The organism is Mesobacillus subterraneus (assembly GCF_023715485.1).
Classification (GTDB): Bacteria; Bacillota; Bacilli; order Bacillales; family Cytobacillaceae; genus Mesobacillus; species Mesobacillus subterraneus_B.
In genome coordinates, this window is sequence record NZ_JAMBOF010000007.1 from 269,715 (window position 1) to 291,756 (window position 22,042).

Genomic DNA, 22,042 nt, shown 5'->3' on the forward strand with positions numbered 1-22,042 from the left:
GGTCACATATCCGTAGTTTATGTGCCCAGTTATTCCGATTCATCATGAGACCGGGAACATATTAGTAGTTTATGTGCCCGGTTATTCCGTTTCATCACGATACCGGTCACATATCCGTAGTTTATGTACCCGGTTATTCCGTTTTAACACGAGACCGGCCACATATCCGTTTTTTATAATGCCCGGTTTCCTCAATAGAAAAGAAATCTAACATATCAGGAACACTTCAGGAAAAACTTGCTAAAATAATACGGTGATTGTAAAATAAAACAAACTATTATTGAACGGAGGTGAAGAGAGATGATCAAGACTGTTTTAGTGCACGGATTCTGGAATGAATTCCTTTATTTTTGCCGTGCAAAATTTGCTGTTGCAGCTGCCAACGGGATACGTATGCCCTTTTTGAGCAGTTCAATATCGAAAACAAACGGTGAGATCATCTCTTTTCCCGCTTAATAAGCTACGGTGAATGGGGAGGGCTCTTTGCCCTCCTTTTGTATTCATTGAGTTATTGAAGCCAGGGGCAGAGCAGTCTGCCCCTGGCTTTTTTGCGTTCTCCAGCACAGAGATTTAGTGGCTCGGACGCTTTTAAGTGGAGGAGGTAATATAGGAGGAAAAAATAATGATAGCATGCAGTGTTAACCATATAAGCAAAATGTACGGCGGTAATGTAATCTTTCAGGACTTGAGCTTTGAAATAAGTGAGAAAGACCGGGTTGGCCTGGTAGGCAGGAATGGCTGCGGCAAAACGACGCTATTGCGGCTGATTGCTGGTATGGAAGAGCAGGACAGCGGCCAAATCCATTGGAAGAAGGGTTTGAAGATTGGTTACCTGGCACAGATTCCTGGTTACGAGGCGACGATGAAGGTCAGGGATGTTTTAGCAACCGCTTATGAAGAGTTGAGGAATGTTCATGAGGAAATGCAGAAGCTTGAAGATGAGATGACAGCAGCCTCTGAGGATGCGCTTAAGCTGGAAAGACTGCTGACTAAGTATGGGGTGCTCCAGGAGAAGTTTTCTCTTGAGGGCGGCTATGAAATGGATGCCAATATTGATCGGATTGCCAATGGCTTGAAGATTGGCGGGTTGCTGGATTCTCATTTTAACAGCTTGAGCGGCGGTGAGAAAACGAAGGTCGGGCTCGCGCTTAGCCTGCTGAGAACGCCAGACTTGCTGCTGCTTGATGAGCCGACGAACCATCTCGATATCATGGCAGCGGAATGGCTTGCGGAGTTCCTGAATTCATACGAGGGCACCGTCGTGATCATTTCGCATGACCGTTATTTCCTTGATGAAACGGCAACCAAGATTCTTGATATGGAGGATGGTGAAATCGAGCTGTATCATGCCAATTACTCAGGATTCCTTAAAGAAAAAGAAGAGAAGCTTTTACGTGAATTCCAGGCTTATGAAGAGCAGCAGAAAAAAATCAAGAAGATGAAGGAAGCGATAAAAAGGCTGCGTGATTGGGCTAACCGTTCGAATCCGCCAAGCTCCGCGATGCATAAGCGGGCCACGAATATGGAGAGAGCTTTAGCCAGGATGGAAAAGCTCGACCGCCCAATTTTAAACAGGAAGAAAATGAACTTCGAACTGGAAACTGGCGCGCGCAGCGGGAAAGATGTGCTTGTGATCAAGGAGGTTAAGAAGTCGTTCGGCGGCAGGGAACTTTTTGAGAGGGTAAATATCCAGCTGCAGTATCAAGACCGGGCGGCGATTGTCGGTGAAAATGGCTCCGGAAAAACGACATTGCTGAAATTCATCCAGGGTGAGCTTGCACCTGACGAAGGTGAAGCAAGGCTGGGCAGCAACGTGAAAATTGGCTACTTGTCGCAGCATATGGAGCTATCCAGCAAGGCTGGAACTGTACTAGATGCATTCCGAAGCGAAGTCGTGATGAATGAGGGAGAGTCACGGAATGTTCTCGCCGGCTTCCTGTTCTATGGCCCTGCTGTGTTTAAGAAGGTGTCGCAATTAAGCGGCGGTGAGCGGATGAGACTGCGCCTTGCGCAGTTGATGCACCAGGATCTTAACTTCCTGATCCTTGATGAGCCGACCAACCACCTTGATATCGATTCACGCGAAGTGCTCGAGGAAGCGCTGGACGGTTTTGAAGGCACGCTGCTCGCTGTATCGCATGACCGCTTTTTCCTCAATAAGCTTTTCGATAAAATTTACTGGTTAGAGAGCGGAGAGCTGACGGAAATCGAGGGCGATTACAACCGGGCAAGAGTGAAAATGGCGGAAAAGCGGAAGCAGTGGGAGGCAGCACCTATTACTGTTGTTACGCCTGCCAGGCAGCCAGCTGTGAAAAAAACGGCTGCTGCGATGGATGAGAGTCTGTTGCTAGAACAAATCGAAGCACAGGAAAAAGCGATTGGTGCACTCGAAAATAAAATGGCTGCCATCACCGACCTGGCAATCCTTCAGGAGTTGCACGCTGAAAAAGAAGAGTTAGAGAGAAAATGTAATCAGCTTTATACAAAGTTTGAGGAGATATCATAGAGACGGACGAAGAACTGCTGAGGATAGCAGTTCTTCCTTTTATTTACTGGGAAAAATCGCGAAGAATTTCCAGTTCGCTATAATAAATTGATTTTCGCTATAAAAAGTAGGAATTCGCTATAAAAAGTAAGATTTCGCTATTAAATTTTCATTTTCGCTATTAAAAAGATTTTTTCGCTATAAAAACAAGATTCAGCTATAAAAACAGCAAGCTCAGCTATAAAAAGAGATGGTTCAATGATAAAAAGAGATGGTTCCGCTATAAAAAATTTTTAATTCAGCAAAAAAAAATGCGCCCACAACAATGAAAAATAACGCTATTGCGAAGCATACATCTTGCGAAATGAGCTTTTTTTAACGTATTGAACCCCATCTCACACTTTCCTTAATATTATCCGGACTTGTCTCATATGTTTATAAAAGTAAATGAGACAGGATTGGGAGAGAAGCGATGAGTACTTTTTTAAAAGGGATGTCTGTTCTTGTTATTGCTACCTTTTTGGCTGAAGTGGTGGAGTTCCTCGTTAATATGATTCTCGCAAGGGAGCTTGGGGAAAGCGGGATGGGGCATTACATGACGATTTTGCCGACTATTTTTCTGATCATGATGCTGGCGACCTTTGAATTGCCGGTTTCGATCTCGAAGATGGTCGCTGAGAAGGACGAGTTGTACCACCGGAGCATGATCGGCCATGCAGTCAGGCTGGCAGTGACGTTTACTGCCGTTTTATTAATTGCAGCCGCATTCGTGCTGCCAGTTATTCCTGTGTTCAACGATTATCATCCTTTGTTGAAGTGGGTCGTCCTTTCGCTCATTCCGGTGATGACGATTTCCGCCATTGCCAGGGGATTTTTTATGGGAAAACAAGAAATGGGCAAGATTGCAATCTCCCATTTTCTCAGAAGGTCAGTGCAGCTTGTCTTGCTGACGGTTGTGTTTCAGTATTTTGCGTTTGGCAGTGAAACGGCACTGCTGGTCGCGTTTTGCACGCTTGCAGGAAGTGAGCTCGTCGTTTTTCTTTATTTATTGCACCTTTTTATCATGTCTTACCAGAGGATCAAGCGGGTTCCCGGTAAGCCGGTTAGTGGGAGGGAAGTCAGAAAAGACCTTATTGCTGTTTCTGTTCCGACGACAGGTCTGCGAATCTTCCATTCACTGACACATGCCGTCCAGCCATTTTTAATCAAAGCAGCGGTCATAAGTGCGGGGATATCTCCGGAAATGGCAACAGAGCAGTTTGGGATGCTAGCCGGAATCGCGATGACAGTTGGATTCTTTCCGGCCTTCATTGCCCATTCGTTCTTGATTATCCTGATTCCTACCGTGTCCAAGGCATATGCGGAAAAGGAGTTCCATAAGCTGCAAAAATTGCTGCAGCAGGTGATGCTGCTGACATTCTTATACGGTCTGCCAGCTGTCACGGCCTTCTACTTTTTAGCCGAGCCCATGACCAATATGTTTTTTCACTCGAAAGATGCGGCGATTTATTTGCAGCTGCTGGCTCCGTACTTCCTGTTCCATTATTTCACGATACCGATGCAGGCCTATTTAATTGGCCTTGGCTTGGTCAAGGACGCCTTCATACATTCTGTTTACGCGACGGTAGTTACTTTTTCACTGATCTATCTGGTTGGGTCGAGGCCTGAGTGGGGGATGGAGGGTGTTATTGTAGGAATGAATACTGGCAGCCTGGTGATTTTATTTTTGCATTACTTGACGATTTGCAAAAAAATCGGCATCACCTGGCTGGCAAAGAGCAGTATTAGTGACTCTCGGTATTAAAGAAGGAGATTCAAGATATTCATAGAATTTAATCATATAATATTTTTTCAGGAGTGATGGAGTGGAAAAGGTGTTGCGCGGTCACCATCTCCTCTGCGTTCACGGTTTCAGGGGGATGGGCTACAGTCCGGAGTTCGTTAAGAAAATGGAAAGCATCGTGAAAGATATCCGCGATCCCGAGCAGGATTTTTTCATAAAGGTTGTGGCAGCGTTCGATGATGCCTGCATGTCTTGTCCGCACCGGGGTCTTGAAATCTGTGAAGCGAGCGAAGGATCGAATGAGCATGTGCTGTCGATGGACGGAAAAATCATTCGCCATTTAGGTCTCGTACCGGGTAAAAGCTATTTGAAGTCCCAGCTTGTAAAACTCACGGCAGAAAAGGTCGAACCGGATGATCTCGATTATCTTTGCAAGAACTGTTCATGGCTGCCATACGGAGTGTGCAAGGAAGGAATCGCCGAGCTGCGTGAAAATAAAAGATGCCTGTCCCACGGTAGTTAACGGGGTCAGGCATCTTTAAATTTCTTATCGATTAACGGATTATTGCCATATAAAACGAGCCGGTCGCCCGGTTCTAATTTTGTATCGTAAGATTTGTTGCGGATATTTATATCTCCTCTTTTAATGAATAGGAGCATGAGGTCATCTTCCCTGGCGATGATTTCATCGAATGTCTTGCCCGAGAAGGGAGAATCCTCCACAATCGAAACTTCCCGAACCTCGTCTTCATCATCCATCAAGAGGACATCCCTGATTGGCAAGTCGGCCAACTCATAATTCTCCTCCATTTCACTCTTCATCTTTTTAGACATGAAGTTCTGGGTAAATGGTGCCCTTAAAAGGAATAGCAGAACGACTAGACCACCTGCAATATAGGCAATTTCCAGCGCGAAAAAATTGTCAGATAAAAGCTGGCTGATCGCGGAAATGATAACAGCCAGCGAGAAAGCGCCGAACAAAATCAAAAAAGCTCCCAATCTTCTCCTGACGGGGTGGTCGATGATCAACTCCGATTCGCCGGTAGTAAAACCGGTGCCAGTAAGCATGGAAATCACCTGGAATTTGGCGATTTTTTTATCAAGTCCAGTGGCGACGAAAATGGAAGTATTAATTTCAATTACAGTAAACACAATGAAAAGGTATATAAAGATAAATAAAATACCGATTACCTCCACCTCCCTCGATACTTCATAGTATTAGTTGTCGAGGGTCAAAATAAACAAAAATAGTCCGGGGAAGGAATTCCCCGGATTGATTATTGATGCTGTAAGTTCTCGTTGTAGTAGTTAACCCCGTACATGGAGCCTTCGCTGACCATCTTGTTGTCTTCGAGATCCATCGGGTCTGGGTTTCCTGCTTTCTGTACAGGTATTACGTCTGTTTTTGATGGCATGATCTTGTCTTTCATCTGAGTTGCCATATTCGTAAGTTTGTTTTTATTTTCAGGTTTCATAGCCATCCATAATGCTGCAGCACCTACACCTAACATGACTGCTGATTTTGTTTGCATCGTAAAGTCCCTCCTATGAATAACACTTTTTTAAAAAGTGTCTTAGAGGCTTGAAGCGATTTTTGTCTGCCTCGTATGTCTTTTGTTTACCCGGTCTTACAAATAAAGAAACATTTTAAAAATGGAAGTGTTGCCAAGTATTAACGATAAGCCGTTTTAAAATTTTAAATAAGGGAAAATTATTATTTAAGAATCTTAGTAGCGGAAAGGTCTGAAACCTATGCAGCATACATTTAACGGGGAAAAATGGATTTGGTATGATTTTGAGAAAGCACGAACAGACGAAATTAAGGAGATTACCTCCAAATACCCAACATGTAACAGTTGGTATACTGAAATCAAACAGAATAAGGCCAACTTTCTCCAATTGAATACACAAACTAGGGGAGAGGAATATATTTGGGGCTCATTGATTTATCGACAGGATATAGAAGAGAAACGCGAAAAAAATATCTTCCATTTTTATATTTGCAAAGAGTTCTTTATCACGATAGACTTCGATTTCACCGTCCTGGAAGCTAATCCAATGGGTGTCAACAAGCAAATGGAGCAGGCGGAAAATGGAGTGGAAGGCTTTTTTATATTGCTCGGTGAAATTTTATCAAGCTACCTACTTAGAATAGATGAATATGAAGAACGCTTGCATGAACTTTTGTGGAAAATGAAAGAGCATAATAACCTTGAGATTTTAGAGAAAATTTATGAAAACAGGCATGAATTATTGATTTGGAAAAATCTATTGGTGCCTGTCACTGAATTGAAATTCATTGCGGAAGAAGCGTTTGGCAAGGAAATTCATGAAATGGCGGAATTCAGCCGGGTTGTTACACGAGTTGATCGAGCACGGACACTATTGAGTGAATATCAGCAGGAGATCGATACAATGATCAATCTAGAAGAAGTGGTATCTACACATCGCGGGAATGAAATCATGAAGACCTTGACTGTAATGACGATCCTATTTACCCCTGTGATGTCATGGGGCGCTCTGTGGGGCATGAACTTTAAAGTCATGCCAGAACTGGAATGGAAGTATGGATATGCGATTGCTGGAGCCTTGATTGTGATTTCTACTGTGGGTCTTTACATTTATCTGAAAATGAAAGGCTGGATGGGTGATATATTGAAAGTAAAAGGGAAGAACAGGTTTTTTAAATAGTGTATTTTCTTAGACATCGGTGCAAAAGTATAAGCGGTTTCTGAAAAGAGAATGAGGCAATCACCTAGGAATAAAAAAAGTCCTTAGACAACAAAAATCGCCCATTAGGGCGATTTTGTTGTTATTCAGCTAGTTTTACAAGCATATGCGCAAGTGCATGCTGTTGTTCTTCAGTGCCGACTAGCCATAGCTCTTTCAGCAGCTGCTCTTCTTTGTTGCGAGGTGTTACCTTATCCGCCAGGTAGTCAGCAACCTTCTGTGCCGTATTAGCAAGCTGTTCTTCATTCAGTCCTGCCGTTTTGCCAAGCTGGATACGCTTGCTCAGATATGACCTGAATTCGTTGAAATCCCCAAGGATCTCATCAGCTTGCTCGCTATCCATGCGGTCAAGAGTGTCATCCACCTTGCTTGTATCAACCTCGCCGTCTTTATGAATCATATGATCTTTTTCCATCGTAAAACCTCCTTGAGAAAGATAGTAATTAAATATCCATTGTTGAAATTTTATAAACCTTGCGAAGCACATTACCAGGTATGGTTTGAGTGGATGATCATGGTCTTTCTGAACTTAAATAGAAGTCATACTGCAAAAAGCCGATTTTTTCCTTGTTTGTGATTCAATAGTAAGATGATAAGAGCTTCATTAAAAAAGGTGCAGGCCACTAGGCCAGCACCTTTTTTAAGTCCGACAAACGGACAATGGGAGGAGTATTCAGTTTTTGCTATTCAATATGCTCACTGGGGTAAATCGATGTTAAATATATCGATTTAAGACCAGCGTGCCTTGAGACAGCAACGCGAATCTTCCTCCGCTTGCATAGCCAATGACGTATTCCGAAGTCGCCGTAAAGTTCTCCACTTTAACCAGTCCCTTCTATGTTGATCTTGGCATTACTAATCCTGCGGACAATTTGGAGGAGTATCTGTTATTGCTTTTCAAAATAACTCACTGGGACAAATCGATCTTAAATATATCGATTTAAGACCAGCGTACCTTGAGACAGCAACGCAAATCTTCCTCCTTTTGCTAAGCCAATGACGTATTCCGAAGTCGCCGTAAAGTTCTCCACTTTAACCAGTCCCTTCCGTTTTAGTAATTGGCCTTGGTCGATCCAATGGACCGACTATGAAGGAGTATTCGTTTATCGCTTACTCAAAAACCTAACTGGGGTGAATCGACATTAAGTCCATCGATTTAAGACCAGCGTGCCTTGAGACAGCAACGCGAATCTTCCTCCATTTGCTAAGCCAATGACATATTCTGAAGTCGCCGTAAAGTTCTCCACTTTAACCAGTCCCTTCTTTGTTTTGTATTGGCCTTGCACTCTTTATATACCCGGCAGAAAAAACTGAAAACTTAATAAACTTGATTAAAAGTTGGTATTTCATCTAAAAAATGGTAGACGTAAAAAAGGCAGCCATTGAGCTGCCTTGTAAAATAAGCTTTTAATCCCTGCTTGATAGAACTCCGAAAAAGCGAAGGATGTATAGGAACAAGTTGATGAAATCGAGATACAGGTTAAGGGCCATCAACGGCACTTCTTCTTCGCTCACACCGTAATGCTTCATTCTATTGAAATCGAATAACACATATCCGCTGAATACTAAAATTCCAATGAAGGAATAGGCTAGCATTCCCGTGGAGCTTAGCGGCCAGAAATAACTAAAGATGCTGATGGCGATCAGCGCCAGCAAGGCTGCCATCAGCATGCCGCCGAGGAAGCTGAGATCACGCTTTGTTTTTGTAGCATAAATCGCCAAACCAGCGAACACGACAGTTGTTGTTCCGAGAGCGTTGATTACCACGTTAGCGCCAGTCGTAGCTACATAATGGGCAATGACCGGGTACAATGTCATCCCTGAAATGAATGTAAATACATACAAGAAAGTGTAGGAAATTGCTTTCTTTTTACGTAAAAAGAACACACCGATCAGCATCGCAATTTCGATGATAACTAATGGCAAGAACAGCGCTGGCGGTACAAAAACCCCTGCCATCGTGCCAATGAAGGCAATTGCCAGTGAAAGCGCAAAAGTGCGCATAACAGATGGCATCAATTTCTTTTCGGAATAAGCGTACATGAAAATGTCACCTCATAATTTTATTTGTTTATATATACGGATGACAGGCACTATAGGTTTCATCCAAAATCTTCAATTAAATGCGATTTTTTTCTTTCAAAAGATCACGGATTTCGATCAATAGCTCTTCCTTTAAATCAGGTTTAGGATCAGCAGGTTTTGCCTCTTCCTTTTTCCGATAACGTGTAATGAGCTTAATGAAGAGAAAAATTGCAAATGCTGTGATGAAAAAGTCAACGATGGATTGCATAAATGCTCCGTATTTTACAGTCTTGTATGTAAGTAATGAAAAATCCTCGCCTATTGCAAAAAGTCCCACAATCGGCATGATGATGTCATCCACTAACGAAGAAACAATTTTTCCGAAAGCGGCGCCGATGATGACCCCGACAGCCAGGTCTAAAACATTGCCTTTAAAGGCGAATTTCTTAAATTCTCCCCACATGGAATGGTACCCCCTAAAAATTTTTTTATCTCTACTATTTTGCGAGAAACTCGAATTAAATGCAATAGGGCCTGCTCCCTGCAAACAGGATTCAGGCCCAGCATGATTTTATTGAATTAGCCGCATTTTTAAGGCTTTGACCGCAGCGTCTGTGCGGTTTTTGGCATCGAGTTTTTGAATGATTGCCGAGATGTAATCCCGGACGGTATAGCTGCTAAGGTGGAGGGCATCTGCTGCTTCGTTGATGGAGGCACCTTCAGCAACCAGCTTAAGGACCTCACGTTCGCGAATTGTCAGGACCGCGCGCTGCACACCAAAAAGATGGACAGCATCCTCATAGTACTGATTTAACAGCTCACCGCCGTATTGGCCGAACTTGATCAGAGCGGTGAGTGTTTGATTGTTAACGGTGAATGCTGTATTTTCGCCTCGGTCGAGCAGGGCGAGGCCGATCAATTTATTTTCTGCAGGTACATAGATTGGCAGGACAACTAGTGACTTCAAGCTATAATCCCGGATATATTTCTCTGGCAATATCTCTGCCGCATCTTCGATAAAAATTGGTTTAGAATGGCTGAAGAGCTTTAAGTATTTGGTAAGCAGCGGAAAATCAGCGATGCTCTCCTTAATATGCTGGACAGACCCCGTGTTGACATTATGAGCATGGACCCCGACACCGCTATGCTCGCCCGGCGAATAGATGAATAAAGCGCACCGCGAAAATGGAAGGTAATCAACCAGTCCCTGGGTGATCATTTTGACGGCATCTGTGGCACTTTGTGAATGGATTAAGCGCTGCTGGAATAGCAGGGAGGCGTCCTTCCATTCGAGCTCACTCTCAAGGTGGTTGAGCTTCATCTGTTTCAAATACATCTTGCGCAGCGTCTCTTTTTGTTCCTCTGTAATCGTATCAGCCTGTTCCTTCACGCAAATCAATAGTGTTTCCGTGATGCAAGGAACGGTAATGATTTGAGGGGACTGCTGTCCGGGAGTCAGCAGCCGTGACAGGGCCACCGATAGGTCGCCGGGATTGTCGGCCTGCAGCCCTTCACACATGGCAATCAACTGTTCATTCGCCGAAAGCGCATCAGTGCATACCACTTTGCTTACCTTATATTGTGACTTTTCATTCCGGATGATTGCGAGCCAATCGCTTGGAACAGCCCGCAAATTTAGAATCGTGCGCAGCCACTTGTCATCCTGGTACTCCAGCTGTTGTGTGCGCAGCACCTTATCCAGGATTCTTGTGAAAAAAATCTGGATCGCCTGGTGTTCTAAGAAACTGGCATTCTGTTTTTCCAGGACTTTATGGAATAAGTTTTCAATCGCACTGATCAGAAAGATGGCGTCAAAATCATCGGCAAATTCAGGATGGCGCTTTTGCCATTTATGTACTAACGCAAGGATGAAATCATTTAAAGATTCAAAAGTAGTTTTAGATATATTATTGAAGCCGAACATAATCATTTGTTCAAATTCCGAGACGAGCTCGTTCTGCCACGCCTTTAGGTCTTTCTTAAAATTGGTCCATTCTTTAAGAAAAGGTTTCTCGCAATCTTTCAGAAGAAACAATCCTCTAATTGCTAAATCTTCAATCTTATGTTCCATCAGGGGCCCTCTCTCTCGTTTCCTCGTAAAATATCATTCGTTTAAAAATTCAGATTTTTGTACGTTATCATTTCTATACCCGACATTTTACGGGGTTAACACGATGTTAACGATATTTTTCGCGGTTGTGAGTGTATCTTTTCGGGGATGGGGTATGGGTAAGTTAGTTAATTTTGAATTTTAAAAATATTTAAACGGAGGTGGCTTCCTTGAACGGAGCTGTCGTGATGGAAAGCAAGACAAATAAGAAGGTTTTTTGGGGGGCTCTGGCATCCGGGCTCCTTGCGCTTGGGCTTTTGCTTGTGTCTTTCGGTTTATCAGGCGTGGCATATGCAGTGCCAATTGCAGGTGTTGGTGATTTCTATGTAGAGTTTGACAAGCTTGAGGGGCAAGGGTACAAATTTTATCCGAAGCTGGGGGAGACCAGCAGTTCAGATGCTGCTCCTCAAGGCACTAATTTAATTGAGTCGCTTACAATTGATAATCTGCAGCTGTACAAGGATTTTCAGGTAGGCGGGGAATGGATCCGCGTGAAAATCCAGGCATCCAAACCAGTGCAGATTTCTGGCCTGCAGCATGATGCCGGATTGATCGAAGCAAACGCGAAGTTCCAGAACCTCCTTCTTGAAGAAAACAACAGCACGGACTGGACAAAGCAATTCCAGCAGACCTCCAGCACTATTACACTTGAAAATGCAAAACTGAAAACGCATTACTTATTTCAGGAAACCATCAATATGAACGGCATGAAATTGACCGTCGAGAAAATCGATAAGAAATAATCGGGGTGACGAGTAATGGTGTTTAAAAAATGGAGGCATACGAGGCCAGTTTTCGGAGCAATCTTAACTGTCTTAAGCGGATTGATGATTTTATGGGTGCCGCTCAATCTATATTTGAGCACATTCCTTCCAGGCTCAGTTGCTGTGATCGGATTGTTGTTTGGCGGGTTGATCACGCTGATGGGGCTGATGTCTTTCTTTTTGCCTAGTGCTTCTAAAGCGTTGGGTATAATCGTCATTTTCCTGTCAATTTTATCGGTGATTGGAGCGCTCGGCGGATTCCTGTTCGGGACGATCTTTGGAATCATCGGCGGCGCGCTGCTTACTGCCTGGCGGATTGTTCCCGCAGCAGCACCAAGTAGCGACGTGGCTGCAAAGCCTGCCAAAACGGGGTAAAGGAGAGACAAAATGAAGTTTTCCTGGCTGGTAAGACATAAATTATTTCTATTTGGATTGAGTATTCAGCTTGCGGCTTTGTCTTTTTTCCCTTTTATCCAAAAAGCAGATGCGGCCACAGATGATTCTGGCGGATTCATCATCCAGGCAGACAGAGTTGTTGGTGAAAATATGAAGGCGACGATTGGCGCCGGCGAAACATCCGGGACAAATGCCAAGCCGATGCTGAGGATCACGTATGGCTCAGCACAGATTTATGGCATGAGGCTGACCAAGCAGTTCCAGACACCTGGAGGGACAGTCAGTATCACAATGAAAGCAAGCGGGCCGGTCCATATGAAAGGAATGCAGGTAGATACAAGCGCAATTTCATTCAAAGGAGCCTGTGTCCATGCTGCAAAGGTTGTCCCGAATGCAGCACTTGAAGGGGTAACAATGGTCGCCCATTCCATGAATGCTGCCAGCAGCAGCCTCGACCAGCTTCAGCTGCAGACGGTAAATGGCGATGGCGGAGTCCAAAAGCCTGGAACTTTGAAAATATTGCAGGACCTGGGCTCAATGCCATTTGAGCAGATGAAAAAGGAAATCGAAAAAATCACCTCTGGACAATTACCGTTGACGTGCGAGGGAGCTCCTGAAGAAGAGGGGGAGCTTGCAGAAGTAACCGACCCAGTGGAGGATGCACTTGAAGGAGTGAGCGATCCAGTTGATGAGCTAGCGGGAGGAGTTACGGACCAATTGGAAGATACCATTGGAAAAGTAACCGATCCACTTGAAGATACCATAGGCAAAATTACGGATCCTCTCGAAGGGACGATTGGCAAAGTGACCGACCCAATTCAGGATACGGTAGACAAAGTGACTGGCCCTGTGAAAGATACAGTCGGGAAGGCAGCCGAACCAGTAAAAGAAACCGTAAAGAAAACGGCTGACACAGCAAAAAATGTGACAGAGCCTGTAGTGGAACCCGTAACGAAAACCTTGGATCAAGCAGACAAAACATCATGCGAAAAACTGGCGGCCGCAAATGGCAAAATCACAAAAGAACTGGCGCTGGAATTGATCGACAAGGCGCTCGAACAGAACAAACTGCTCGAAGAACTATGCCCCACAGACACGACCTTAACTCAATATCTTGAGAAATGGACGAAGGACCTGCTCGATTCACTCGGCCTGCTGTCGCTTGCCGGAATAAAGTTAAGTGAGGAAGAACAGCTGAAGAAAATGCGGGAGGCAATTGCGAAAGAGCCTGACGGATCGGTTATTAAATTTGAATAGACTATAAACCTTAGTTGATTGGAGTGGAAGGCGCGAAGACTCCTCCGAAAATGCTAACGCATTTCCATCGTGCGTGGGAAGGTTCGGGGAAGTCAATCAATGTCCTGCGGGCTCAAGCTGGACAGGTAAGACCCCGCAGACGCCAACGGCGGCGAGGAGGCTCAGCGCCAGCCCCGCGGAAAGCGAAGCGCCTGGAACGGAAATCAACGGACCATATTTACAAGCAAGCCTAAAAAACAAGAGGGTGCCCAAAAGTTTATACCTTTTGGGACACCCTCTTTTAGTATTTTATTGCGAATGATTTATAGGTTTCGGTTTTCTCGGTTTCAAGTACTTCAATATGGTCAACAGTTGAAAATGGGTTTCCTCTGCGGACTTCATCCACAAAACTTTCGAGATCAGCCTTTGAGCCTGAAGCAAGGATTTCCACGCCGCCCTCCTGCAGATTCCTTACCCAGCCTGTAATTCCAAATTGAATGGCTTTCATTTGTGTATAATACCGGTACCCCACACCCTGAACTTCTCCTGACACAATAATTTGTAATTGGATCAAGACGTCGCCCCCAGATAAACAATTAGGTTAACAATATATCTAATATAATATGTAAAGATTTCTTGTTAATTTCATTATAGCACACTGGTTTTAACCGTATAAGGTAAAAAAACAGCCGTACACTTTTTTGTGTGTACGGCTGTTCTAAATATGGTTTAAGTTTTAAAACGCCCAGTCTCCATTGCGGAATACAGGCTCAGCAGTACCATCTGCAGTAATGCCGTCGATGTCCATTTTATCGGAACCAACCATGAAGTCGACGTGTGTGATGCTTTCGTTCAATCCGTTTGCTTCCAGTTCTTCGGATGACATTTGCTTGCCGCCTTCTACGCAGAAAGCATAAGCGCTGCCAATTGCGAAGTGGTTAGACGCATTCTCGTCAAACAATGTATTGAAGAACAATACATTTGATTGGGAAATTGGTGAGTTGAATGGCACAAGAGCCACTTCACCAAGGTAATGTGAGCCTTCATCTGTTGCGACAAGCTGCTTCAGGATTTCTTCGCCTTCCTCAGCCTCAACGCCGACGATTTTTCCGTTTTCAAATGTCAGCTTGAAGTTGTCGATGATGTTGCCGCCGTAGCTAAGCGGCTTCGTGCTTGAAACATAGCCATTTACGCCAGTTTTTGATGGAACTGAGAAGACTTCTTCAGTCGGCATGTTTGCCATGAACTCGTTGCCTTGCTCGTTCACACTGCCAGCGCCAACCCAGAGGTGTTTTTCCGGAAGTTCGACTGTCAGGTCTGTGCCTGGTGCTTTATAGTGAAGCTTTTTATAGCGTTTGCTGTTCAAGTAATCAACTTTTTCATGTAATGAGGCATCATGCTCTTTCCATGCAGCAACCGGATCTTCAGTATTAACGCGAACTGCTTTAAAAATAGCATCCCAAAGCTTTTGCACTCTTGATTCAGCTGGCTCATCAGGGAAGACCATGTTTGCCCAGCCTTCAGATGGAGCGGCGACTACAGTCCAGCTTACTTTATCGGATTGTATGTATTTACGGTATTTTGAAAGTGCTGTTCCAGCAGCTTTCTGGAAATTCGCGATGCGTTCAGGCTTAACACCCTTTAACAGGTCCGGGCTTGATGAAACGATTGACATGAATGCTGCACCGTTTTCAGCAAGGTCTTCAACCTCACGCGCGCGCCATTCAGGATATTCGTTGAAAGCCTCATCAGGTGCAAGGTCATATTTCGTTCTGTTAACAGTATCGTCATTCCAGTTAACAACGACATTTTTAGCGCCAGCTTCGTACGCTTTTTTAACAACCAGACGCACAAATTCTGCTGCGTCGATCGTAGTGTTGACAACAAGCGTCTGGTCTTTCTGGATGTTAACGCCAACCTTGACAGCAAGATCAGCATATTTTTCTAAATTCGTTTGGAAATCACTCATCTATTTCGCCCCTTTTCTGAATGTTCTTTTATATTGTAACGATTTTATAGGAAAAAAGAAACTTAAGACATTCGATTTTAACAGACACTTATTAGGGAAGCGAAACATTTTAATAGAGATTGGTTGTCTAATTTTGCTAGCCTATGATACTGGCATCCAGGGGCAGTGTAGGTTAAAATATAGCGGTATATAAAAGGGGTATTAGGAGGACTTTTTCATATGAAATACGATGTAGTCTTGTTAAGGTTATCAGCGATTTACGCATTCATCGGGGCCTTCCTGGGTTCACACATGGCTGGTGCAGGCGATTATGCGGTCCGTCCGGTCCATGCACATATTTTGGTTGTCGGCTGGCTAAGTCTGTTTGCGTTCTCCAGCTATTACCGTGCTTATGAAGTACCAAAAACTTCCAAACTAGCATTATTGCATGTCTGGACAGCGATCCTCGGAAGCTTCGGATTGACTGTTGGCATGTGGCTATATAACGTCAAGCCATTCCCGCTGCCCGAAACCTTCACGATGGTGTTCTACATTGTCGGCGGCTCGACATTATTGCTCAGCTTCCTGTTATTTGTGTTCATGACATTCAAATATAGCGACGCAAAGGTAAAATAAATGAAGAAATCCATGCAGATCCAGTACTGCATGGATTTTTTTAACTCCGTGAAATTTTAATAGCGAAAAAATAGATATATCGACCACATTTTGGAATATATCAGCGGAAATTGAATATATCGACCACTTTTTGAACTATATCAGCGAAAAAACGAATATATCGACCAACTCCATAATTACAACTTAAATCCTTGCTACCGATTTCAAATTTCAGCTTAGATCCAAACTGCCAATTCCAAAATCCAAACTGTCGACGATATAAATGTCACCTAAACTCCAGCTGACTTCCTGCTGTCATACATCCGAAACATCATCCAGAACAGTCCTGCGCTTAAAATCGCGAGTATGCTAAGAATGGCAAATGTCCAGCCATAGCCAATCCAGACAGTGAGCGGGATGCTGATTGGCGCGATTGTCCGGCCAATTGTGTATCTCAATGAAGCTGCGGCGAAGTACTGTCCGCGCATATGCTCAGGTGCCAGATTGGAAATGAAGCTTTGCTGGAGGCCGGCTGTCATCAATTCAGCTAATGTGAAAACGGCCATCGCCGCAATCAATCCCCAGATCCAATTCGTTGCTCCGAACATCAGAATCGCCACTGCATAAACGATGGACGACAACACAAACACATTCCTTTCGCGAAAACGCATCATCCATTTGGTCACCACAACAGTGAAGAGGGCGACTAGCAGCCCGTTTTCTGAAAGAATCAAACCGAAGGCCTGCTCGCCATTCACGGTGAAAACCTTGCTGCCGAGCTCAAGAACCGTTTGATTCGTGACAGTATCCTTTGTGTAAACAGGGAATAACAGGTCAAGCTGCATGAAGGTTTGTGCAGCCAGGATTCCTGCGATGATAAACAGCAAGAAAACTTTATCCTGAACAATTACTTTATAATCGGCAAGTTGTTTCAGCAAAAAATCATACCATTTTCCATCAACTGCTTTTTCCTGTTGCGAGGAAGCAGGTAATGTTTCGCGAGTCCACTTTGCCAGGACAAGTGAAAGAAGGATCGAGATGATTCCCACAGCAACCATTAATTCAAAACGATACTTGACGTAAAAAATAGCTCCGAGAATCGGACCAACTACTACGGCAATATTGATCGATGTATAAAATATCGCGAAAACGCTGCTCCGGTCCTTTTCGGGTACAACATCTGCGACCATTGCCTGGCTGGCTGGCCAGTAAATCGAGCCAAACATACCGACAAGCGTGAAGCAGATGAAGCCAAGCAGCGGGGAAGTGTACCATGGTGAAACCGCATAAGCAAAAATAAGGAAGGCAATACCTTGGCCAAAGGAAGACAGGACCATCATGCGCTTGCGTCCGAACCGGTCAGCGGTATAGCCGCCCATTAGGTTGGCAAAAACCGAAAAAACCTGGGATAAGACGAGCAGGAATCCCGCGTTTCCTTTACCAAAGCTTTCAGCAAAATAAATAGTTAAAAACGGGAAAAACATCCAAAATGTAATATTCATCAAAGCCTCGCCAAACAGGCGGACCTTCAAATTTTGATCCCAATCTCTCAATCTCATGGTGTTTCTCCTTTTTTAATATATAAGGAAGTGTAAAATTTCACTTCGAGAAATGTCCAGCTCCAGCGCATGTCGGAGTTGAACAGTCGCCTCAGCTTTTCGAATTGTCTAGTGTCGCCTCCTAGAAACTACGAAACTTCAACTCCGCCGGCAGAAGCAAAAAGCGCTTCTTTGTCGGAGTCTCCAGTTTCTGCGTTTCTGGGCAGTCGGCTACACAATTCGATTTCGGTCCTGCCAATGAAGTCAAAGAACGACTTCACTGTCAGGCCCTCCAGCGCTTGTCGGAGCTGACCAAGGCGCTTGCGCTTTTCTTATCTCTAAATAAGACCAACGAATATCATACTATTAGGCAGGAATATTTTACAAGTTAAATCCTTCAATAAAGCTTTTTTTCGTCAGCCTAAAAAAAGCGGCACATGGGCCGCTTTGATTTGATTATTCTTTATCCTCGAGGGCCGCTTTCAGCAAGTCTCCGAGGCTCGTTCCAAAATTGGATTCTGCTGGTGAGTATTTCTCTTTCAGCTTGCGTTCTTCACGCTTGGATACGCCTTTTTTCTTGTCTTCCGCCTTTTCGACGACATTGCATCGACGACATTGGAAGTACGCTCCAGCCTTGCCGTTGTGGATTTCCATCCGCTTGTGGCATTGAGGGCACCTGCGCTGTGATAGTTTAGGGTCCTTGTGCTTGCGGAAGCTGCATTCTGGGCTTGAGCATACAAGAATGCGGCCTTCTTTTGTTTTTCTTTCCTTCATAAACTCGCCGCACTCAGGGCACTTTGAGCCTGTCAGGTTGTGGGCGCGATACGATTTATCGCTCGTTTTGATTTCGGATACGAGGCGGGCAGTCTGTTCGCGGATCCGCTGCTTGAATTGCTTAGGATCACCTTTGCCTCGTGCAATCTCCTCGAGTTCTTTTTCCCACTTTGCTGTCAGTTCTGGGGAAGTAAGTTCATCATTAACAAGATCAATGAGCTGCTTGCCCTTTTTTGTTGAATACAGGCGTCCATTTTGGCGTTCAACCGCTTCGGAGCTGATCAGACGCTCGATGATTTCCGCCCGTGTTGCCGGGGTCCCAAGGCCGAATTTCTCCATTTTTGCAAGAATGTCCGATTCCGAAAGCCGCAATGGCGGCTCAGTCATTTTTTTGTTCAAAGTGACCTGGCCGACTGAATAACTTTTTCCTTTTTCCAGATGGCCGAGCGATTGCTTATCTGAATCGTCATCATCTTTTCCGAGTACCTTTTTATAGCCAAGTTCAAGGACATTCGTTTCTCTTGCAGACAATGATTCACTCTCAACCTCAAAGCTTGCGTGAATCACTTCATATTGATAAGCCGGGTAAAATAAAGCCAGGAACCGGCGGACGATCAAATCATACAGTTTTCTTTCATCAGGCGACAAATCGGCAAGATGAAGGCGTTCTTCCGTCGGAATGATGGCGTGGTGGTCAGTGACTTTTTCGTTATTGAACACCCGGCGGGCAAGAACTTTTCCTTTTTGGGCCAGCGCGGGCTTCGCTTCATCCTTATAGCCTGACATGATTCCGTGCAGGCGGTCTGCCATCGTTGCTTCCATATCAGTGGTCAAATAGCGCGAATCGGTACGCGGATAAGTAACAAGCTTGTGCTGTTCATATAATCCCTGCAGGACATTGGAAGTCTTTTTGGCAGAAAATCCGAACCGTTTATTGGCATCACGCTGCAGCTCAGTCAGGTCGTATGGCATCGGCTGCGGATCTGTTTTTTGCTTGCGGTCGATCGATTTCAAGACGGCTTTTTTATCAGCCAACTTCTTTTGGATTTGTTCAGCCTTTTCTTTTGAAAAAATCCGTTTCTCGCCGTTATGCTCCCACTCAGCAGTCAGTGCGCCAACCTTCGCCTGAATCGTCCAGTAATCCTTCGGTACGAATTTGCCGATTTCGTCCTCACGCTCGAGGATCATCGCGAGAGTTGGAGTTTGTACGCGTCCTGCAGATAGCGGGTCTTTAAATTTCGTAGTCAGCGCTCTAGATACGTTCAAGCCAATCAGCCAGTCAGCTTCTGCACGGCAAACGGCTGATTCATACAGTTTCTCATAGTCCTTGCCAGGCTTAAGGTTCTTAAAACCATCCTTGATCGCCCGATCCGTCTGGGATGAAATCCAAAGACGCTTGATTGGTTTCCGCCAGTTGATGCGCTGGAGGATCCATCTGGCGACAAGCTCACCTTCACGACCGGCGTCGGTCGCGATGATAAACTCGCCTATATCTTTGCGGTCCGCCAGTCTCTCGATTTCTTTGAACTGGTGGCTCGTCTGCTTGATGACCTTGAGCCCCATTTTATCCGGAATAATTGGGAGTTCTTCAAGTTTCCAAACTTTATATTTCGGGTCATAATTCTCGGGCATTTTCAATTCAATCAAGTGGCCGAGCGCCCAGGTGACGATATATTGATTGCCTTCAAAATAGCTTTTATTTGTTTTATTGCAGCCAAGCACGCGCGCAAGCTCGCGGGCGACACTCGGTTTTTCTGCAAGAACTAATGATTTCATGTTTGCTCCTTTCAAAACACAACAGTTTTACGTATGCTTTTCTTAGTATAATGTAAAAAACAGATTTTTTGTAATGGGGGAGAGCATGAGCGATTATATCAGAGAAATTCGCGAGTTGATTGGCAGCAGGCCGTTCATTCTGGCAGGTTCTGCTGTGCTTGTATTCAATCGGCAATATGAGGTCCTGCTGCAGCTGCGAGCGGACACCGGAAAATGGGGAATTCCAGGCGGGGCGATGGAACCAGGTGAAAGCTTTGAAGAAACTGCTCGCAGGGAATTGTACGAGGAAACGGGCTTGTTTTTAAAGACACTGACGTTTTTGGACGTATTGGCAGGAGAGAAATATTATTTCCAATATCCAAATGGCGACGAAATTTACAACGCAATTGCATTGTATGCGTGTGAGGATTGGGAAGGGAATTTGCAGATGCTTGATGGGGAAAGCAAGGATTTGCGATTCTTCCCATTAGACAATCTGCCTCCGCTTCAGGGCAGGCCAGAACTGATATTAAGTAAAATAAGTGAATACGGCATTCTGCCTGAATTCAAGGGTATCGATCTGCAAGAGATGCTGTGCACGGCCACAGTGCTGGACCTCCAGAGGAAATCATACAAAATCGAGGCAGAATTAATCGGCACCGAAGAAATACCGCCGTTAAAAGAAACATTCGAAGAACTGCAGAACTGCGGCGAGAATTTCCTTGGCTGCTATATCGGGGGCAAGCTCGCTGGAGCGGTTTCTTATAAAAAAGAAGATGCAGTACTTGATATTCATCGCGTCATGGTCCATCCGGATTTTTTCCGCAGAAGAATTGCAGCCAAGTTGATGGCACGTCTTGAACAACAAGAACCGGAACACTTGGAAATTGTCGTTTCAACAGGTGCAGCCAACATGCCTGCAGTGAAGCTTTACGAAAAACTTGGTTTTGAGCGGCAAGGGGACGTAGTAGTGGGGGATGGACTGGTACTGGCTAATTTTAAAAAAGTGGCGTTGAACTGAAAAAGTAAGGGTTCAGTGAAAACCTAGTCAGATAACATACAGGGAACTTTTCTCGTCCAGGAAAAGGAGCATTCAGAGTACAGGTGGGCAGAGACCGATCAAATGAAACCGCTGCTGCCAGAAGCAATCATCAAGGATTTTGAGCGGAACGGTGTGTATTCTTCCATTGCATGAAAAAAAGGACCGGGCGCTGCGCCTGGTCCAATCCATTATTCTTTAATAAAAACAGCTGTTCCAGTCGCAATACACATCATCATGCCTTCACGGAGTGTTTCAAAATCGAGGTCGACACCGATTACGGCGTTGGCACCCATTCTGCGCGCCTTATCCTCCATTTCACGAATCGCGATTTCACGTCCTTCTGCGAGCTTGTTTTCGTAAGCAGAACTTCTGCCGCCGATCACATCCGTGACGCTTGCCAAAAAGTCGCGCACGACGTTCGCTCCCATAATCGCTTCTCCGGAAACAATCCCCAAATAACGCTCTACTTCTTTTCCTTGCAATGTCGGTGTTGTCGTTACGATCATATTTAACTCCTCCTTGGATAATATGTACCAGCTGCGAAAAAACTGTGTGTATTACATATACGATACCCTTAAGAAAAAGTTTCAAATCCAGAAAAAGACCCGGCAAAAAATCGCCAGGTCACCACCATTTAGACTTCGTCTTCCTCTACGCGATTCTTAAAAGCTTCCTGGACGACAAGGAATTCCTCATCTTCCTGTGCTTCTGCCGCAGGGCGCTTCGCCTTTTCGGCACCTGCAGGGAAATTGCCTGGATGGCTTTTATTCTTATGGTTAAAATCTTTACCTCTGGCCATTCTTAAACCCTCCTTTCTTGTCCCAAGTAGTTTTTCCTGATA

23 protein-coding genes and 1 pseudogene are annotated in these 22,042 nt (G+C 44.7%); 11 read left to right on the forward strand and 13 right to left on the reverse strand.

What is annotated here, in order from left to right; translation table 11 throughout:
• Positions 1-300 precede the first annotated feature (300 nt).
• The 4 genes from M3204_RS12630 to M3204_RS12645 all read left to right on the forward strand — a co-directional run bounded on the left by M3204_RS12630 (position 301) and on the right by M3204_RS12645 (position 4,791).
• On the forward strand, positions 301-456 hold the full coding sequence (locus M3204_RS12630) for an RAxF-45 family protein (RefSeq protein ID WP_251482265.1): 156 nt from the start codon (positions 301-303) through the stop codon (positions 454-456).
• Positions 457-622: 166 nt separating this feature from the next.
• Positions 623-2,506 (forward strand): ribosomal protection-like ABC-F family protein, encoded by a 1,884-nt coding sequence (gene abc-f, locus M3204_RS12635; protein WP_251482267.1) that lies wholly within the window; start codon positions 623-625, stop codon positions 2,504-2,506.
• 451 nt (positions 2,507-2,957) lie between these two features.
• Positions 2,958-4,289 (forward strand): polysaccharide biosynthesis protein, encoded by a 1,332-nt coding sequence (locus tag M3204_RS12640; protein ID WP_251482269.1) that lies wholly within the window; start codon positions 2,958-2,960, stop codon positions 4,287-4,289.
• A 115-nt stretch (positions 4,290-4,404) separates the two neighbouring features.
• On the forward strand, positions 4,405-4,791 hold the full coding sequence (locus tag M3204_RS12645; RefSeq protein WP_285856954.1) for a DUF1284 domain-containing protein: 387 nt from the start codon (positions 4,405-4,407) through the stop codon (positions 4,789-4,791).
• A 5-nt stretch (positions 4,792-4,796) separates the two neighbouring features.
• Here M3204_RS12645 and M3204_RS23875 read toward each other — a convergent pair whose 3' ends face one another.
• On the reverse strand, positions 4,797-5,465 hold the full coding sequence (locus tag M3204_RS23875; RefSeq protein WP_251482274.1) for a TrkA C-terminal domain-containing protein: 669 nt from the start codon (positions 5,463-5,465) through the stop codon (positions 4,797-4,799).
• A gap of 80 nt (positions 5,466-5,545) precedes the next feature.
• The gene (locus tag M3204_RS12655) at positions 5,546-5,800 is read right to left on the reverse strand and encodes a hypothetical protein (RefSeq protein WP_251482277.1); all 255 of its coding nucleotides are present in this window, start codon (positions 5,798-5,800) and stop codon (positions 5,546-5,548) included.
• A gap of 220 nt (positions 5,801-6,020) precedes the next feature.
• On the opposite strand from M3204_RS12655, the gene M3204_RS12660 reads away from it, so the two are divergent.
• Positions 6,021-6,959, forward strand: a complete 939-nt coding sequence (locus tag M3204_RS12660) for a magnesium transporter CorA family protein (protein WP_251482278.1) — start codon at positions 6,021-6,023, stop codon at positions 6,957-6,959.
• Between the two features lie 121 nt (positions 6,960-7,080).
• Here the strand turns inward: M3204_RS12660 and M3204_RS12665 are convergent, their stop codons facing one another.
• The 4 genes from M3204_RS12665 to M3204_RS12680 all read right to left on the reverse strand — a co-directional run bounded on the left by M3204_RS12665 (position 7,081) and on the right by M3204_RS12680 (position 11,094).
• Positions 7,081-7,413: a DUF3243 domain-containing protein gene (locus M3204_RS12665; protein WP_251482281.1), complete on the reverse strand. Its 333-nt coding sequence runs from the start codon at positions 7,411-7,413 to the stop codon at positions 7,081-7,083.
• A gap of 992 nt (positions 7,414-8,405) precedes the next feature.
• Positions 8,406-9,041, reverse strand: a complete 636-nt coding sequence (locus M3204_RS12670) for a Bax inhibitor-1/YccA family protein (protein ID WP_251482284.1) — start codon at positions 9,039-9,041, stop codon at positions 8,406-8,408.
• Between the two features lie 76 nt (positions 9,042-9,117).
• On the reverse strand, positions 9,118-9,486 hold the full coding sequence (gene mscL / locus M3204_RS12675; RefSeq protein WP_251482286.1) for a large conductance mechanosensitive channel protein MscL: 369 nt from the start codon (positions 9,484-9,486) through the stop codon (positions 9,118-9,120).
• Between the two features lie 108 nt (positions 9,487-9,594).
• Positions 9,595-11,094: a response regulator transcription factor gene (locus tag M3204_RS12680; protein ID WP_251482289.1), complete on the reverse strand. Its 1,500-nt coding sequence runs from the start codon at positions 11,092-11,094 to the stop codon at positions 9,595-9,597.
• Positions 11,095-11,303: 209 nt separating this feature from the next.
• On the opposite strand from M3204_RS12680, the gene M3204_RS12685 reads away from it, so the two are divergent.
• Genes M3204_RS12685 through M3204_RS12695 form a run of 3 tightly spaced genes read left to right on the forward strand, consistent with a single transcriptional unit; the run spans position 11,304 to position 13,550 of the window.
• A complete protein-coding gene (locus tag M3204_RS12685) occupies positions 11,304-11,876 on the forward strand; it encodes a DUF6230 family protein (protein ID WP_251482292.1) in 573 nt (190 codons plus the stop codon).
• 15 nt (positions 11,877-11,891) lie between these two features.
• The gene (locus M3204_RS12690) at positions 11,892-12,272 is read left to right on the forward strand and encodes a DUF6114 domain-containing protein (protein ID WP_251482295.1); all 381 of its coding nucleotides are present in this window, start codon (positions 11,892-11,894) and stop codon (positions 12,270-12,272) included.
• A 12-nt stretch (positions 12,273-12,284) separates the two neighbouring features.
• Positions 12,285-13,550 (forward strand): hypothetical protein, encoded by a 1,266-nt coding sequence (locus M3204_RS12695; protein WP_251482297.1) that lies wholly within the window; start codon positions 12,285-12,287, stop codon positions 13,548-13,550.
• 280 nt (positions 13,551-13,830) lie between these two features.
• Here the strand turns inward: M3204_RS12695 and M3204_RS12700 are convergent, their stop codons facing one another.
• On the reverse strand, positions 13,831-14,103 hold the full coding sequence (locus M3204_RS12700; protein ID WP_251482299.1) for an acylphosphatase: 273 nt from the start codon (positions 14,101-14,103) through the stop codon (positions 13,831-13,833).
• A gap of 162 nt (positions 14,104-14,265) precedes the next feature.
• Complete coding sequence (locus M3204_RS12705; protein ID WP_251482302.1) at positions 14,266-15,498, reverse strand: aminopeptidase; 1,233 nt, start codon at positions 15,496-15,498, stop codon at positions 14,266-14,268.
• A 219-nt stretch (positions 15,499-15,717) separates the two neighbouring features.
• Here M3204_RS12705 and M3204_RS12710 point away from each other — a divergent pair, with 219 nt between their 5' ends.
• Positions 15,718-16,113: a hypothetical protein gene (locus M3204_RS12710; RefSeq protein WP_251482304.1), complete on the forward strand. Its 396-nt coding sequence runs from the start codon at positions 15,718-15,720 to the stop codon at positions 16,111-16,113.
• 269 nt (positions 16,114-16,382) lie between these two features.
• Here the strand turns inward: M3204_RS12710 and M3204_RS12715 are convergent, their stop codons facing one another.
• The 3 genes from M3204_RS12715 to M3204_RS12720 all read right to left on the reverse strand — a co-directional run bounded on the left by M3204_RS12715 (position 16,383) and on the right by M3204_RS12720 (position 20,180).
• On the reverse strand, positions 16,383-17,651 hold the full coding sequence (locus tag M3204_RS12715; RefSeq protein WP_251482307.1) for an MDR family MFS transporter: 1,269 nt from the start codon (positions 17,649-17,651) through the stop codon (positions 16,383-16,385).
• 128 nt (positions 17,652-17,779) lie between these two features.
• Positions 17,780-17,911 (reverse strand): hypothetical protein, encoded by a 132-nt coding sequence (locus M3204_RS23715; protein ID WP_285856942.1) that lies wholly within the window; start codon positions 17,909-17,911, stop codon positions 17,780-17,782.
• A 175-nt stretch (positions 17,912-18,086) separates the two neighbouring features.
• Positions 18,087-20,180, reverse strand: coding sequence for a DNA topoisomerase III (locus tag M3204_RS12720; protein ID WP_251482311.1), 2,094 nt, complete (start codon positions 20,178-20,180; stop codon positions 18,087-18,089).
• Between the two features lie 85 nt (positions 20,181-20,265).
• On the opposite strand from M3204_RS12720, the pseudogene M3204_RS12725 reads away from it, so the two are divergent.
• Positions 20,266-20,697 (forward strand): annotated as a pseudogene (locus M3204_RS12725) (NUDIX hydrolase); the annotation flags it as partial.
• Between the two features lie 51 nt (positions 20,698-20,748).
• Complete coding sequence (locus tag M3204_RS12730) at positions 20,749-21,180, forward strand: GNAT family N-acetyltransferase (RefSeq protein ID WP_251482375.1); 432 nt, start codon at positions 20,749-20,751, stop codon at positions 21,178-21,180.
• Between the two features lie 209 nt (positions 21,181-21,389).
• Here the strand turns inward: M3204_RS12730 and M3204_RS12735 are convergent, their stop codons facing one another.
• Together M3204_RS12735 and M3204_RS12740 are read right to left on the reverse strand one after the other, a co-directional pair.
• Positions 21,390-21,707, reverse strand: a complete 318-nt coding sequence (locus M3204_RS12735) for a YbjQ family protein (protein ID WP_251482314.1) — start codon at positions 21,705-21,707, stop codon at positions 21,390-21,392.
• A 128-nt stretch (positions 21,708-21,835) separates the two neighbouring features.
• The gene (locus tag M3204_RS12740; protein ID WP_251482317.1) at positions 21,836-22,000 is read right to left on the reverse strand and encodes a hypothetical protein; all 165 of its coding nucleotides are present in this window, start codon (positions 21,998-22,000) and stop codon (positions 21,836-21,838) included.
• Positions 22,001-22,042: the final 42 nt, after the last annotated feature.

Excerpts from the sequence above, each read along its gene's own strand:
- M3204_RS12630 (WP_251482265.1), top strand. The coding sequence starts at position 301 with ATGATCAAGACTGTTTTAGTGCACGGATTCTGGAATGAATTCCTTTAT.
- abc-f (WP_251482267.1), top strand. The coding sequence starts at position 623 with ATGATAGCATGCAGTGTTAACCATATAAGCAAAATGTACGGCGGTAAT.
- M3204_RS12640 (WP_251482269.1), top strand. The coding sequence starts at position 2,958 with ATGAGTACTTTTTTAAAAGGGATGTCTGTTCTTGTTATTGCTACCTTT.
- M3204_RS12645 (WP_285856954.1), top strand. The coding sequence starts at position 4,405 with ATGGGCTACAGTCCGGAGTTCGTTAAGAAAATGGAAAGCATCGTGAAA.
- M3204_RS12655 (WP_251482277.1), bottom strand. The coding sequence starts at position 5,800 with ATGCAAACAAAATCAGCAGTCATGTTAGGTGTAGGTGCTGCAGCATTA.
- M3204_RS12660 (WP_251482278.1), top strand. The coding sequence starts at position 6,021 with ATGCAGCATACATTTAACGGGGAAAAATGGATTTGGTATGATTTTGAG.
- M3204_RS12665 (WP_251482281.1), bottom strand. The coding sequence starts at position 7,413 with ATGGAAAAAGATCATATGATTCATAAAGACGGCGAGGTTGATACAAGC.
- M3204_RS12670 (WP_251482284.1), bottom strand. The coding sequence starts at position 9,041 with ATGTACGCTTATTCCGAAAAGAAATTGATGCCATCTGTTATGCGCACT.
- mscL (WP_251482286.1), bottom strand. The coding sequence starts at position 9,486 with ATGTGGGGAGAATTTAAGAAATTCGCCTTTAAAGGCAATGTTTTAGAC.
- M3204_RS12680 (WP_251482289.1), bottom strand. The coding sequence starts at position 11,094 with ATGGAACATAAGATTGAAGATTTAGCAATTAGAGGATTGTTTCTTCTG.
- M3204_RS12690 (WP_251482295.1), top strand. The coding sequence starts at position 11,892 with ATGGTGTTTAAAAAATGGAGGCATACGAGGCCAGTTTTCGGAGCAATC.
- M3204_RS12695 (WP_251482297.1), top strand. The coding sequence starts at position 12,285 with ATGAAGTTTTCCTGGCTGGTAAGACATAAATTATTTCTATTTGGATTG.
- M3204_RS12705 (WP_251482302.1), bottom strand. The coding sequence starts at position 15,498 with ATGAGTGATTTCCAAACGAATTTAGAAAAATATGCTGATCTTGCTGTC.
- M3204_RS12710 (WP_251482304.1), top strand. The coding sequence starts at position 15,718 with ATGAAATACGATGTAGTCTTGTTAAGGTTATCAGCGATTTACGCATTC.
- M3204_RS12715 (WP_251482307.1), bottom strand. The coding sequence starts at position 17,651 with ATGAGATTGAGAGATTGGGATCAAAATTTGAAGGTCCGCCTGTTTGGC.
- M3204_RS12720 (WP_251482311.1), bottom strand. The coding sequence starts at position 20,180 with ATGAAATCATTAGTTCTTGCAGAAAAACCGAGTGTCGCCCGCGAGCTT.
- M3204_RS12730 (WP_251482375.1), top strand. The coding sequence starts at position 20,749 with ATGCTGTGCACGGCCACAGTGCTGGACCTCCAGAGGAAATCATACAAA.
- M3204_RS12735 (WP_251482314.1), bottom strand. The coding sequence starts at position 21,707 with ATGATCGTAACGACAACACCGACATTGCAAGGAAAAGAAGTAGAGCGT.
- M3204_RS12740 (WP_251482317.1), bottom strand. The coding sequence starts at position 22,000 with ATGGCCAGAGGTAAAGATTTTAACCATAAGAATAAAAGCCATCCAGGC.